This window comes from Burkholderia sp. Bp8994, assembly GCF_003853805.1.
In the GTDB taxonomy this organism is placed as follows: domain Bacteria; phylum Pseudomonadota; class Gammaproteobacteria; order Burkholderiales; family Burkholderiaceae; genus Burkholderia.
On the sequence record NZ_QTQH01000006.1, the window covers coordinates 84,332 to 98,338 of the forward strand.

Annotated in this window: 12 protein-coding genes; 6 read left to right on the top strand and 6 right to left on the bottom strand. The window is 65.5% G+C overall.

The genetic code is table 11. The features are described from left to right. The first annotated feature begins 18 nt into the window (after nucleotides 1-18). From DIE04_RS07860 to DIE04_RS07870, 3 genes are all read left to right on the top strand, one after another. Nucleotides 19-2,019, top strand: a complete 2,001-nt coding sequence (locus tag DIE04_RS07860; RefSeq protein ID WP_124488646.1) for an acetyl/propionyl/methylcrotonyl-CoA carboxylase subunit alpha — start codon at nucleotides 19-21, stop codon at nucleotides 2,017-2,019. A 580-nt stretch (nucleotides 2,020-2,599) separates the two neighbouring features. Continuing rightward, a complete protein-coding gene (locus DIE04_RS07865; RefSeq protein ID WP_124488645.1) occupies nucleotides 2,600-3,031 on the top strand; it encodes an STM2901 family protein in 432 nt (143 codons plus the stop codon). Beyond that, nucleotides 3,031-3,369, top strand: a complete 339-nt coding sequence (locus DIE04_RS07870; protein ID WP_124488644.1) for a DUF1493 family protein — start codon at nucleotides 3,031-3,033, stop codon at nucleotides 3,367-3,369. Before DIE04_RS07865 ends, DIE04_RS07870 begins: the two co-directional genes overlap by 1 nt. A 141-nt stretch (nucleotides 3,370-3,510) precedes the next feature. On the opposite strand, the gene DIE04_RS07875 is transcribed toward DIE04_RS07870, so the two are convergent. Continuing rightward, nucleotides 3,511-3,822 (bottom strand): hypothetical protein, encoded by a 312-nt coding sequence (locus DIE04_RS07875; protein ID WP_124488643.1) that lies wholly within the window; start codon nucleotides 3,820-3,822, stop codon nucleotides 3,511-3,513. Nucleotides 3,823-4,021: 199 nt separating this feature from the next. Here DIE04_RS07875 and DIE04_RS07880 point away from each other — a divergent pair, with 199 nt between their 5' ends. The 3 genes from DIE04_RS07880 to DIE04_RS07890 all read left to right on the top strand — a co-directional run bounded on the left by DIE04_RS07880 (nucleotide 4,022) and on the right by DIE04_RS07890 (nucleotide 7,292). Beyond that, nucleotides 4,022-5,164, top strand: coding sequence for a DUF2827 domain-containing protein (locus tag DIE04_RS07880; RefSeq protein WP_124488642.1), 1,143 nt, complete (start codon nucleotides 4,022-4,024; stop codon nucleotides 5,162-5,164). An 833-nt stretch (nucleotides 5,165-5,997) separates the two neighbouring features. Next, a complete protein-coding gene (locus DIE04_RS07885) occupies nucleotides 5,998-6,801 on the top strand; it encodes an EAL domain-containing protein (RefSeq protein ID WP_044847404.1) in 804 nt (267 codons plus the stop codon). A gap of 62 nt (nucleotides 6,802-6,863) precedes the next feature. Beyond that, the gene (locus tag DIE04_RS07890) at nucleotides 6,864-7,292 is read left to right on the top strand and encodes a hypothetical protein (protein ID WP_124523341.1); all 429 of its coding nucleotides are present in this window, start codon (nucleotides 6,864-6,866) and stop codon (nucleotides 7,290-7,292) included. An 87-nt stretch (nucleotides 7,293-7,379) separates the two neighbouring features. On the opposite strand, the gene DIE04_RS07895 is transcribed toward DIE04_RS07890, so the two are convergent. From DIE04_RS07895 to DIE04_RS07915, 5 genes are all read right to left on the bottom strand, one after another. Continuing rightward, a complete protein-coding gene (locus DIE04_RS07895; protein WP_124572976.1) occupies nucleotides 7,380-9,353 on the bottom strand; it encodes an FkbM family methyltransferase in 1,974 nt (657 codons plus the stop codon). Nucleotides 9,354-9,376: 23 nt separating this feature from the next. Beyond that, nucleotides 9,377-10,513, bottom strand: coding sequence for a DUF2827 family protein (locus DIE04_RS07900; protein ID WP_044847402.1), 1,137 nt, complete (start codon nucleotides 10,511-10,513; stop codon nucleotides 9,377-9,379). Between the two features lie 26 nt (nucleotides 10,514-10,539). Further along, nucleotides 10,540-11,694, bottom strand: a complete 1,155-nt coding sequence (locus DIE04_RS07905; protein WP_124523286.1) for a DUF2827 domain-containing protein — start codon at nucleotides 11,692-11,694, stop codon at nucleotides 10,540-10,542. A gap of 14 nt (nucleotides 11,695-11,708) precedes the next feature. Next, nucleotides 11,709-12,854, bottom strand: a complete 1,146-nt coding sequence (locus tag DIE04_RS07910; protein ID WP_124488637.1) for a DUF2827 domain-containing protein — start codon at nucleotides 12,852-12,854, stop codon at nucleotides 11,709-11,711. 398 nt (nucleotides 12,855-13,252) lie between these two features. Further along, a complete protein-coding gene (locus DIE04_RS07915; RefSeq protein WP_124488636.1) occupies nucleotides 13,253-13,921 on the bottom strand; it encodes an OmpA family protein in 669 nt (222 codons plus the stop codon). Nucleotides 13,922-14,007 lie beyond the last annotated feature (86 nt).

Sequence of the window (14,007 nt, forward strand, 5' to 3'; positions counted from 1 at the left end):
CCGGACGACATCGAAGCCATGTTCGACAAGATTCTGATCGCCAACCGCGGTGAAATCGCCTGCCGCGTCGCCGCGACGTGCAAACGTCTCGGGATCGCGAGCGTCGCCGTCTATTCCGACGCGGACGCGAACGCGAAGCACGTCGCCGCATGCGACGAAGCCGTGCACATCGGCGGCGCGGCGGCCGCGGACAGCTACCTGCGCATCGAGCGCATCATCGAGGCCGCGCGCGCGACCGGTGCGCAGGCCATCCACCCGGGCTACGGCTTCCTGTCGGAGAACGAGGATTTCGCGCATGCCTGCGAGGCGGCCGGCATCGCGTTCATCGGGCCGCCGGTCGACGCGATCGCGGCGATGGGCTCGAAGGCTGCCGCCAAGGCGCTGATGCACGCGGCCGCGGTACCGCTCGTGCCCGGCTATCACGGCGACGACCAGGACGCGGCGAACCTGCATCTCGAAGCCGACGAGATCGGCTACCCGGTGCTGCTGAAGGCGAGCGCGGGCGGCGGCGGCAAGGGCATGCGCGTGGTCGAGCGCTCCGAGGACTTCCCGGCGGCGCTCGCGTCGTGCCAGCGCGAGGCCGCGAGCAGCTTCGGCAACGACCGCGTGCTGATCGAGAAATACCTGACGCGCCCGCGTCACGTCGAAGTGCAGGTGTTCGGCGACACGCACGGCAACACCGTCTACCTGTTCGATCGCGACTGCTCGGTGCAGCGCCGTCACCAGAAGGTGCTCGAGGAAGCGCCGGCGCCGGGGCTGCATGAAGACGTGCGCCAGGCGATGGGCGAGGCGGCCGTCGCGGCCGCGCGCGCGGTGAATTACGTCGGTGCGGGCACCGTCGAGTTCATCATGACGGGCGAAGCGTTCTACTTCATGGAAATGAACACGCGCCTGCAGGTCGAGCATCCGGTCACCGAGATGGTCACGGGGCTCGATCTCGTCGAATGGCAGCTGCGCGTCGCAGCGGGCGAGCCGCTGCCGCTGAAGCAGGACGAACTGCGCGTGCAGGGTCATGCGATCGAGGCGCGTCTTTACGCGGAGAATCCGGCGCGCGGCTTCCTGCCGTCCACCGGCACGCTGAAGCACCTGCGGCTGCCGGAAGGCGTCGAGTTCGCGATCGGCGCGCCGGTGCGAGTCGACAGCGGCGTGCGCGAGGGCGACGCGATCACGCCGTTCTACGATCCGATGATCGCGAAGCTGATCGTGCACGGCGCGGACCGCGCGGAAGCGCTCGGCCGGATGCTGCGCGCGCTGCGGGCCTGCGAGGTGGTGGGCCTGCACACGAATGCCGCGTTCCTGCAGCGGATCGTCACCTGCGGGCCGTTTGCGAGCGCCGATCTCGACACGGGCCTGATCGAGCGCAACCACGATGCGCTGTTCGCACCGCAACAGCCGCCGCGCGCGACGCTCGCGCTGGCCTGCGCGGCACTGCTCGCGCGCGAACGCGGCGCGGCCGCACGGGAAGGCGCGTCGCCGTGGGGCGCGCTGCCGGACTGGCGGCTGAACGGCGGCTATCGCCGCACGCTCGAATGGCATGCGCCCGATCGCGAAGCGGACGTGACGGTCACCTACGAGGACGACGGCGGCAGCACGCGCCTCGCCACCGGCGACGCGGCCGCGCAGCCGTTCGCGTGGACGCGCGGCGCGACGCCGCTCGACTTCGACGTGACGCTCGACGGCGTGCGCAGCAGCGGCCGCGTGTATGCGGACGGCGACAGTTTCCACGTGTTCACGCAGGGTGTCGCCGAGACCTTCGAATGGCGCAACGTGCTCGCGCACGCGGGCGATGCCGAGCATGGCGGCGGCCGCCTCACTGCGCCGATGCCCGGCAAGGTGATCGCGGTGCTGGTCGAGCCGGGCCAGAAGGTCGAGGCCGGCACGCCGCTGATCGTGATGGAGGCGATGAAGATGGAGCACACGATCGGCGCGCCCGGCGCGGGTGTCGTCGCGGAAGTGCTGTACGGCGTCGGCGACCAGGTCGCGGATGGCGCGCAGTTGCTGATGATGGCGGAAGATTGAGTGACGTGTGTGCGTGAGAGCCGCTGCCGACTCTCACGGATGGCGCAAGCTCCGCGCTTCGATGCAGAAAAAGGCCCGGCGTCGCAGCGGTGACCGACGCCGGCCATCGTGGCTCGTGCTGCTGAATCGTTACGGCAGCATCCTGTAGCGGGATGTCCGACGCAAATGCATCAGGACGATATCCGCATTTCGCGTTGACGGTCGCTTTCGTTGCCTGCAGAAAAAAACAATGATACGCACGCAACGCTGTCGAGGCTTTTGACAATTCAACTGTTTCCAACTGTTGACCGGCGGCACAGCGGCACCGTTTCGCACTGGTCGTTTGCTGCAACGGTTGTTGAAGAATTGACAGCCGGCTTGTCCGGGCTGCTTCGTCAAGCCAAGCCGGCTTCTTCCTCTTGTAAATGAAGGGGGGCGAGCCACAGTAACCATCGTTTGCAAGCGTCAAAAAGGTCAGGCCGGCTCGAGAAGTGGTCGCATCTTCCTGCCCGCGTTCGAGTGATTAGGCTACGGTAACAGCCGGGGTGCAGCATGTGCGCTGCACACTCATCAAATGAGCGTTGCCGAGAGACGAATCGAGATGACGAAGAAATATAATTACGGGGTGCATGGAAACCTTACGCCACCAGAACTTTTTTTCCTGATTGTTATCGACGTAGCCTGCGATGAATTGGGTATCGACGACGCGGTCGGGATCGCAATGATTTTGCTGGGGCAACGATTCGTGCCGACAAGGGGAAAGTTTGGCGGAGCGGTCAAGGGAACCTCGATCGCATCGCGGGTTTCGCGGAGATTGCTGCCTTATGAGGTCAAGCACAAAATTTTGCCGACGGTGACGTCATTCAAGAGTCTTGTGCTTCTGAAGGTCAAATTTACCAGGGAACTCGGTGTATTTGTCGGGCGGGCCGTGCCGGTGGTTGGATGGGTTATTACCGCTGCCGACATATCGATCATAATGTATCGTTCTGCAGTCAAGTACAATGACTTGGTCAAGCCGGAGGATCGCATCTAATGGATGCTCGTCTAATCGAGATGGTGCGGGATGAAGCTGACTCACCATTGTGGGGCGAGCTCGAAATTTCTCCGGAAACAGATCTCTGTGTCGATCTCGAAATTTCCGATCGGGCTATGTTGCGGCTAATGAGAAGGCTTTCGGATGAATTCGGTGTTGATATGTCGGACTTCGATATAGATTATTACTATCCGTCGAGAAAAATGCGATTCGGTCAGTTTTTGATGGAGGTGCTGAGATCTCCGTTCAGTGCCGGCGCCAGGGATAAAATACTGGAGCGTCCGCTGACCATTAAAATGATGGAGTCTGCAATCGAGACCGGACGATGGAGGATATAACCGGTGCGAAAGCATCGCGTGTTGCGTCGGTACTTTCCAAAAGCGAAAAGGAGCCTGGAAGAAGAGAAGTTCCTGGGGGACGATCGTTAAAGGGAGCTCTGGCGCGGGAGCCCGGTGCACGGCGATGATGTCCTCATCGGTTTAGCGACGGGCGAAGGCATTCGCCGGCGTGCCCTTCAGCCACGCGAGCCTTGGCCCTTGAACCCAGCGCTGTACCAGCAGTGTCATGTGAGCTCGGCTGAAACCGCTAAAGCGTCGCAGATAGCGCAGCACGAGCCCGCGGTGAGGCCGCTTGAGCTGATCGTAGCGAAAGCGCCGCAGCACGGACGCGACCCATTCGCGACGTTCGTGAGGGCACGCGGCGGGTGCAAAGTCGAGCGTCCGTGTGCCGTCGAGGACGGCGCGCACTTGGTCCAGGGCGCGGATTTGCGATTCGTTCAAATTGATGATCATCCGCCCTGGTGCTCCAGTGTCGGTCAATTCGCGCGTGTCGGGCCAACAACCGGCTCCTGTTCCATTGTAAACGCTGCCGCATCGCGTATGACCATGCCTGACAGTCTGGCGGCCGGCGCTCCGCTAGACTGGCGGATTGCTCACGTGGCCATTGCCGTGAGCTACACTGCATCCATTCAATCACCACCCCGCCGACGAGATGAAGTCTCCTGCCCTGAACGGCCTGCGCATCGGTATCACGATCGGCCTGCGCGCCCCCGACGAAAGCCTGTGGATCAACGGCATCAAGCAGAACGCGTTGTTTCTCGCGAAGTTGTTGATGGCGTCGCCGCATGGGTATCGCGTGACGCTGGTCAACACGACCGACGTGGCGCTTACCGACGCGCTGCCTTGGGATCGCCGCGTATACGACACGCGCGCGTTCGCCGACATGAAGGATGCGCTCGACGTGGTGATCGAGCTGGGCGGTCAGATCGACGGCGAGCAGACGGCCTACCTGAAGGCGCGCGGCGCGAAGATCGTCAGCTACTGCTGCGGCTTCGAGTACATCACCTCGATGGAATCGATACTGTTCGGCCGCCGCATGTGGGATTCGCTGTTCATCAACCGCGGCTACGACGAATTGTGGGCCATTCCGCAGATCGCGGAGTCGTCGCTGCCGTTCCTGCAGTCGCTGCGCCGTTGCCCGGGGCGCGTCGTGCCGTTCGTGTGGGACCCGATGTGTCTGGAGGCGCGTGCGCAATCGCTGCCGGAGCGTGGCGAATACCGGCCGCGCAGCGAACCGGGCAAGCGGCTGACGGTGATGGAGCCGAACCACAACGTCGTGAAGTTCTGCATGTATCCGATGCTGATCATCGACGAGGCGTATCGCCGCGACCCCGACGCGATCTGCTTCACGCACGTGACGAACGCCGATCGCCTCGCGCACAACAGCCCCGAGTTCGTGACGCTGATGAACTACCTGGACATCGTGCGCGCGGGTAAGGCGAGCTTCGTCGGGCGTTTCGACACGCCGTTGTTCCTGGCCGACATGACCGACATCGTCGTGTCGCATCAATGGGCGAACCCGCTCAACTATTTCTATTTCGACGTGTGCTGGCAGGGTTATCCGCTCGTGCACAACGCGAGCCTCGTGCCGGACCTCGGCTACTACTATCCTGGCAACGATGTGCAGAAGGGCACCGAGGCGCTGCTGCACGTGCTGCATACGCACGACGACGACTGGCAAGGGTATGCGCGGCGGCAGCGCGAGATCCTGCGCCGCTATACGTCGGCGAACCCCGCGCTCGTCGCCGACTACGACGCGCTGCTCGCGAACCTGATCGGCGCGACGGCGGCATAAGGCTGCACGACGCGGCACGCGCCGCCGCCTGCGGCCAGCGGCCAGCGGGTGCATTCGATCGCGATTTGCGCGATCGAGGCGGTCGGCTCGATTTCGCCGCCTGCCGTCAACCGGATTGACCCGGGTTAATGTCTGAAGAAATGAGCCGTTAAAAAAGAAACCGCCGAACCGGGGAGATTCGACGGTTTTTGAAGGCACGAATTTGACGGCTCCGAGGGAAGTCCGTCAAAAATAATTTTATAGGTTAACTAGTCGGAAAGATTGTTAAATATCTTTCGATGGATGGTTGTCGTATAATTCGACTTAATTATTGTCGTTCAAATCAGCCGGATTATCATTCAAATATTTTCAATATCGTTTGAAACGGCAAAATTGAATTCTGTGGAGACCGAATGCGTCGTCGCAATGCAATGGCTGCACGGTTTGCCAGCAGTTGCGAGGAATCCGGCCGTCGGGTCCGGGTCGCGTTTCGCTGGCGCGCATTTGTCATATGATATTTCAAACATCCGATTTTTGAAACGGGTCTTGCGATAAATCGATTCACCCGAAGATGTTCGGATGGGGCAAATAACCAGTATCGATCGGAGTATCGTCGACGTTTTTGTGTAACCTGTCGCACTGTTGTCGACGTGCGCGTGTGGTGTATTTTCGGTGTTTGAATATCATTGACAATATCTGATTTGACGGCACGCCGGAATAAAAAGTACGCTCCCGAAAAAGATCGAAAAAGAGGTTGGGCCGGGTAGGCGGTGGTGCGCGTCGTGGTCGGCTCGCGCCACATGTATCGAGAGCGCGGGCCGTCATCGGCGGTCCGACAATTGCCGGAGCGCCGGATGAATGCGGTCGAACCTCGCCTGGAGGCGAACAGCGTAGCGAATCGGGACGAGATCGATCTCGTATTCGGCGCGCCTGACGATCACCCCGACCTTGCGTCGGTACGCAGTTTCGTCGAAAGCCGGCTCGGATTCGCGCGAGAGCCGGTTTGCCGCGCCGATTTGTCGGGCGGCGTGCTGTATCACGAATGCCTCGCGCGGCTGCGCTGGGGCGCGCGCGATGTCTTGCCGCCGCTCGCGTTCCTGCCGCGCCTCGAATCGCTCGGGCTGATGCGCTGGTTCGACCGGCTCGTGGTGGGCCGGACGATCGACGCGCTGCGCGCCGATCCGAAGGCCGTGTACGGCTGCAACGTCACGGCGACGAGCGCGGTCGTGGACGACGCGTGGCTCGCGCTGTTCAGGCGGCTCGAGCGCGAGCCGTCGGTCGCGGCGCGGCTGGTCGTCGAAATCACCGAGACGGGGCCGCTGAACCCCGTCGCGGGCCGGTCGTTCGTGAACCGGTTCCGCCAGGCCGGGTGCCGCGTCGCGATCGACGATTTCGGCGTCGGCTTCAGCGCGCTGAACAACCTGGTGGTCGGCAATCCCGACATCGTGAAGCTCGACAGGTCGGTCCTGTCGCTGATCAAGCGCAACGCGATCGGGCGCTACCAGTTTCGCCGGCTGATCGCGTTCGCGCACGAAAGCGCGCGGCACGTCGTCGTCGAAGGCGTGGAGAACGAGATCGACCGGCAGATCATCCTGGATTCCGGCGTCTCATGGGCGCAGGGCATCCGCTTTACATGGCGGTCACCGGCCGCCGCATGACGCTGCGGCGCGGGCGCGGCGCGCCGGCATCGGACAACGAAGAATTGAATAGGGGCGTGGGCATGGCGGCGACGAAGAAGGCCGGGCACGGAACGGGCACGCAGGCGGCCGATGCGCGCGAGCTCGTCGCGATCGCCGAACTGGCCGAGATGCTGGAGCAACTCGGCGCCGACGCGATTGACGCGACCGTTGCACCGGTCGACGTCATGCCGTTTCTCCACGGCCTGAAGGACGTCTCGCAACACATTCACCGGATGAAGCCGCTCGATGCCGACGGTCGCGAGCGCGCGGCGCGACACTATTTCGCCGGTGTGTTCGCGGGCGCTTGCGGCGACGATTCGGCGATCGCGTGCGGTGTATCGGGCAGCCTGGCGCAACAGGCCGGCGCTGTCGGTCCCGCGGCGGCACGTTGTTTCGCGAGGCTTGCGCGCATCGGCCGGCGACATGGCCGTGCGTTCGCCGAGCGACGGGGCCAGCGTGTTCCGGCTTGACGCCGGTTCGCGCATCAAGTCCTCGTCGGGCTCTTATCACGCTAATCAGGAGCACTACCGCCCGGCGTCGCGCGGCAAGGTCACTCGTCAATCCTTCCCGAAGCCACCCAGCACGAGCGCCAGCGCACGGTCGGCCGTATCGTCCCAGCGGCCCGGATGCGCGGCGCGCACGATCCGGATGCCCGGGTACAGCGCGGTACGCGAGCCGGTTTCCCAGCGCGCATCGGCTTTCGGGCTCAGCAGCAGGACGGCCGGCACGCCCAGCGCGCCGGCCAGGTGGATGTGCGCGGTGCAGGTGGTGACCACGGCGTCCATCGCGAGCATCAGTGCGGCCAGATCGCTGAAATCGCCGATCGCGTGATGCGGGAACGTGACCGGCAGATCCGACGGCTCGGACTGCGCGGCAATATCGCGGTTGATGCAGTATGCGGCATGGCCGCGCAGCCGCGCGAGCGGCGCGAGGTCGCGCAGGCTGGCCGCGCGCAGGAAGCGCGCATCGCTTTCGTCGCGGCCGCGCCAGTTGAGGCCGATGCGGCGCGTGCCCGGCGCGTTGCCGTCGCGCGCGACGCGTTCGCGCCATGCCGCCGCCCGTTCGGGCGGGCACGACAGGTAGGCGGCCGGCGCGCCGGCCGGTGCCGGCGCGTAGCCGAACTGCGCGGCCAGCACCAGGAACGAACACCAGTAGTCGTGAGCGATCTGCGACGTGTCGACCCACGCGCCGTGTGCGGCGACGACTTCGATGCGCGGGAACGTATGGCGCATCAGGTCGGCCAGCGCGGCGGGGACGATGACCGTCACCGCCACGCCGTCGAGCGCGTCGAGCGCATGCAGGTAGCGCGCGTACTGGAGCTGGTCGCCGACCCCGCCGTAGCTGATCACGAGCAGCCGCTTGCCGTGCAGCGGCTGGCCGTCGTAGAGCCGTTCCGTCGGCAGCCCGAACCGTGCGGCCGTCAGCACGTTCTCGCTGGCGATGGTCGCGCGCGCGGCTTCGTCGCGTCGGCCGGCACGCAGCAGCAGCGCCGAGCGCGCGAGTTCGACGCGCCCGCGCAGCGCGTCGGGCAGCGCGGCCGGTTCGCCGATGCGTTCGAGTGCCGCGAGCCCGGCGTCGGGCGCGCCGGCGAAGCCGTAGCACGACGCGAGCTGGAACGCGATCGCATCGTCGTCGAGGCCCCGGCCGCGCGCGCACAGCCAGCGGGCGATCGCGTGGCCCCATTCGCAGCGGGATTCGTGGTCGAGCGCGCGGTTCCAGTGCGTTTCGGGCGCGTCGTCGGCCTCGGCTGACACGGCGGCATTCGCGTCATCGTCTGCCCGGGCGGATACGCGGCCGACGGGCTCGCCCGAGATGAACAGGCGTTGCCGGTCCCAGCGCGGGTTCGGCACGCACAACAGATTCGGCCCGTCGAACCGGTAGAACGTGTAATCGAGGCCGGCGAACGTATCGATGACGCGTGCGTCATCCGCGTTCCGGCAGGCGATCCGGCACCACGGCAGATGCGTTTCGATCAGCAGGCGCGCGCCGTGCAGCGCGTCGACCTCCATCCCGTCGATGTCGAGCTTCAGGAAATCGAGGCGCGGCAGGCCGAGCGAATCGAGCCTGACGGTCGGGGCGGGCGTGCCGTCGGCCGCGTGCGCGTCGACGCGTGCGGCCGGTTCGGCGCCGGCGGGGTGCCCGCCGTCTACGTCGGGCACCGTCATCGTGCCGTTGCGGCTCGCGAGCCCCATGTTCAGCAGATGAAGGTTGTCGAGCTGGTTGAGCGCAACGGTGCCGCCGAGCGCATGGAACAGCGTGCGCCGCGGCTCGAACGCGTGGACGTGGCCGCCGCGATCGCGCAAGCGCTGCGCGATCGGCACGCAGACGAGTCCCGCATTGGCCCCGCCGTCCACCGCGAGCGCGCCGTCGGGCAACTGGTCGATCACCTGCATGATCGTGTCGAGCTCGCCCTGGTTGTGCGGCCGGCCGGTCTCCAGCAGCGCGTCGGCCTGCCGCGTGCTGTGCCGGTCGATGACGAACGGGCCGTGGATCGAATCGATCACGACGAAGTGGCGGACGGTGTGCTTCATGAACGGATGGCGAACGGGCGCGGTCAGCCGAGCGCGCGCCCGGCGAACAGGCGCTGGATCTGCCCGGAATACGCGCGGACGTTGTGGTCGGCGAGCGTGTCGACCTGCTGCAGGCAGCGGCGGGCCGCTGCCGCGTAGTCGTCGAGCCGCGCGTCGTGCGTCTGCGCGGCGGTCGCGATCGCGCGTGCCGCGTCGAAGATCTCGAAGTCCGGGTAGTAATAGCCGACGTCGCGCAGGAACGGCGAGTTGTGCACGAGCGGATAGTTGCCGTACAGCGCGTCGTACAGCAGGTAGTTCAGGCCGTTTTCCCAATGGTGCGACACGACGATGTCGGTGTGATGCGCGGCCCACGCGACGAACGGCGCGCGCACGTCGGCCGTCGCTTTGCCGTCGCGCACCATCTCGAGCCCGAGCGCGAGATGCTTGAAGGCGACGTTTTCCTTCTTGTCGAACGTGTTGGTCATGTACACGTGTTCGACGAGCTCCGGATGCTCGACGTAGCACGCGTTCGCGGCCAGCATCGGCACGATCGAACTCTTCACGACGTTCAGGTTCGGCTCGAAGAACGCGATGCGCTTGGCCGGACCGTGGTTGCGGTAGCCGAAGCGCGCCTTCAGCTCGGGGTCGGCGTCGAGGCTGCGTTCGATGAAGTACGGCGACCAGATGTGCGGCAGCTCGATCACCGGCGCGCGATATACGGCCTGGAAGTAGGCCGCGCACGTGTGCATGTGCTGCGGGTTGGTCCAGATCTCGTCGAACTGCACGCGGTTCGGGTTCGGCCGCCAGTTGTTCTTCTCGAAATTGATCGTCTCGACCGCGATCACGTAGTCGTTGCCGAAGCGGTACGACACGCACTTGCCGCCGCGCCGGCGCACCGCGTCCGTGTGCGACGGGTCGACGAACGCGTTCATCTCGATCAGCAGGTCGGTCTGGTGGACGATCGCCGACAACGGCCGCAGCGCGTCGCCGAACGCGTCCATCATCAGCGCCTGCGGGTAGTCGGTGATGCCGTCGTCGTGCGCGAGCCACACTTCGCCGATCAGCGGCGAACGCTTCAGCAGCATGTACAGGTACACGCAATGCTGGTTCGCGCCGTTGTACCAGATCGACTGCGTCGCGTCGCGCTGCACGTTCATCGTAATCGCGACATTGATTTTCATCGGCGGCTCCGGGCGGACGGTGCGCGTCAAGCGTCGCGATAGAGCGACGCGATCGCGTCGGAATACGCGGCGACGTTGTCGGGGTTGTAGATGCTGACCGAGTCGAGCACGTGCTTCGATTGCTCGCGGTATGCATCCAGATTCGCGTCGTGTTCGGCAAATGCCCGCAGCAGCGCGCGGCCGCCGGCCTGGCAGTCGAAGTCCGGATAGAAATACCCGGCATTGCCGAGGAACGGCGAGTTGTGGATCAGCGGATAGTCGCCGTACAGCAGTTCGTAGTACAGGTAGTTCTGCGCGTTTTCCCACGTGTGCGACACCACCGCGTCGCCGTAGGCGGCCATGAACTCGTACACCGCGTAGCGGCTTTCGAACGTCGTGATCCCGTGGTTCACGATGTCGAGACTCTTCGCGAAATGGACGAACGTCGTATGTTCCTTCAGGTGCAGCGTATTGCACACGCGCACGAATTCGACGAAATCGGGCTTCGCGCGATATGCTTCCTCGGTCACCAGCATCGGGATGATGCTCGTCTTCACCATGCAGATGTTCGGCTCGAACATCGTCACGCGCCAGCGCGGCTTGCCGGGCTGATAGCCGAACGACAAACCGGCGCCGAGCGTTGCGCGTGCCTTGTCGAACAGCATCGGATGCCAGATGTGCGGGACGATCGTCACCGGCGCGCGCAGGCCCGTCTGGTAATAGTGCAGGCACGAGCGCTCGAATTCCGGAATCGTCCATACCGCGTCGTACGGCGCGCCCGAGAACAGGAAGCCCGACGGCTTGTCGAACATCGCCCGCTCGATGTCGATCACGTAGTCGTTGCCGACCCGCATCGTGACGACCTTGCCGCCGCGGTCGCGGAACGCGCGCAGGTAATCGGCGCCGAACTGCGCGCTCATTTCGATCAGCACGTCGCAGCGCTCGAGCGCTTCGTCCATCGACAGCAGCGGCACGTCCCATTCGCCGAGCATCATCTGCGGATCGGCGAGCTGTTCGCCGCCGTTCACCATCACGGCTTCAGCGACGAGCGGCGACTGGCGCAGCAACAGGATCAGCAGCAGGCAGTTCTGGAAGATGCCGTTTTCCCACAGCGACTGGCCGGCGCCGCGCACGAACAGCGACACGCCGACGACGAGACGCTTGCCCTCGCCGGGCGCTTGACGGGCATTGGAGTCCGACATGCGTATTCTCCGGTTCAGGCGACCAGACGCGAGACGAACGCGTCGAGGTTCGCGGGGTTGTCGATCGAGACCGACCGCAGCAGCCGGTCGGCTTTCGCGCGGTAGTCGTCGAGCTGGTCGTCGTGATGCAGCCAGGCATCGAGCAGCACGCGGCCGCCCGCGGCGGAATCGAAGTCCGGGTAGTAGTAGCCGGCGTCGCCGATCAGCGTCGAGTTGTGGATCAGCGGATAACCGCCATACAGCACGTCGTAGTACAGATAGTTCTGCGCGTTTTCCCAGTGATGGGACACGACGGCGTCCGCGTGGCGCGCCATGAAGCCCGGCAGGTCGATGCGCGGCTCGAACGTCGCCTTGTGATGGCGCACGAGGTCGAGGCTGTTCGCGAAGTGCACGAAGGTCGGATGGGCCTTCATGTGCATCGAGTTGACGACGAACAGATGCTGCACGGCGTCCGGATGCGCGCGGTAGAGTTCGTCGCACGCGAGCATCGGGTAGTGGCAGGACTTCACGACCGAGATGTTCGGCTCGAGCGTGGCGAGATTCCACGGGCGACGGCCGGGCCGATAGCCGAACGTCAGGCCTTCGCTCGCCAGCGCGGCGATGCGGCGATCGAGGAAATACGGCGACCAGATATGCGGCATCAGGTGCACCGGCGCGCGCAACAGGGTTTGCAGCATCGGTGCGCCGGTCTTCTCGTACTGCGGCAGCAGCCATACTTCGTCGAACGGCGTGTCGTTGAAGATGTGTCCCGACGGCTTGCCGAAGATCGGTGTTTCACCCAGGCCGGCGTAGACGTGTCCGCAGAAGAAGGCGACCAGTTTCTTGCCGAGCGCCTTCATGTGCCTGCGCCATTCGAGCGGCAATTGCGCGCCCATCTCGATCACGACGTCGAGGTCGTGCGTGACGTCGGAAGGCTTCACGAGCGGCACGTCGAGGCCGTCGAGATCGAGCCCGGCCGGAAACGCGTTGGCGTCGCCGCCGTTCAGGAAATAGACGGGGCCGACGCGATCGGAGCGCTTGAGCATCATCGCGAGGAACGCGATGTTCTGGTGAATGCCGTTTTCCCAGATCGCCTGGCCGTCCCGCGCAAACAGCGAGATGCCGACGGCCGGCCGTTGCTTGCGGGTGCCGCCCGAGGCGGCTTGATTGATGTCCGTCACCGGTTGGTTTCCTCTGCGGCGTCGTGCGTTCGGCCGTGGCCGCGAAACGGCGCGCCGTGGATTGTCGTGGTTGTGTTCGCGCCGGCACGCGCCGGAATATGCGTCGAGCGGCGCGGATCGCGGGGCGGCCGCCGGATTCCGGTGTGTCGTCGGGCGGGTCACGGCGCGCGACGCGGGCGGAACGCCTCGGCAGCTGTCTGCGGCGATTGTGGCACGGAAGGCGCCGTCTTGTGGAGGGGGCCTGACGAACTTTGACATAGCCGCCCGCGCGGGAGCCGGGGCCCCGGCGAAGCGGGGTCGGTGCGGTCGGGCGGGGTGGCGGCGGGGCGGCTGCGCGTTGCCGGTCGAGGCCGTCGCGTGCGGGCGCGGGGTGCGCCGGGGCCGCGACGGCCGGCTGCTCAGCGCTGCAGCGAGATCTCGACGCGGCGGTTGCTCGCGCGGCCTTCGGCCGTCGCGTTGGACGCGACCGGATCGGCACTGCCGCGGCCCGTGACCGACACGGCCTGCGCTTTCAGTCCGTGTGCCTTCAGGTAGCTTGCGACGGTTTCCGCGCGGCGCTTCGACAGCGCGAGATTGGCGGCGTCGTTGCCGACCGAATCCGTATGGCCGGTGACCGTCACATGCGTGTACGTGCGGTCTTCGCGTTCGTTCAGCAACTTGTCGAGCGACGCACGCGCGGCCGGCGTGAGCGTGGCCATGCCCGTCGCGAACAGCGCGTCGCCCGCGAGGTTGACGTGTTCGACCGCGGCCGGCGCGGGGGCCGGCTCGGCCGTCGACGCAGCTTGGGCCGGTGCGGCGCCGCACTGGAACACCAGCGTCGCGGGATCGGAATTGTCGCGCAGCGCGCGGGCGGAATCGACGGTGCGCACCGGCTGGTCGCCGCAGATCTTGCGGGCGGCCTTCATGCAGGTCTGCGGGCCCGACAGCAGGCCGTGGCAGTCCACCTGGAAGGTGCGCACGCCGTCGCGCGGCTGCAGTTCGGAGGCACTGAAGGTCGGGCCGGATGCGGTCGAGCACGCGGCGAGGGCCAGCGCGGAAAGCGCGAGCGCAAGAGCGAGTTTGTTCACGGTTACGTCCTCAATACTTGGGTTGACTGAAGCCCGCCGCGCGTTGCGCGGCGGGCTCGTCCTGCCGTCGGGGCCCCCTGGCGCCG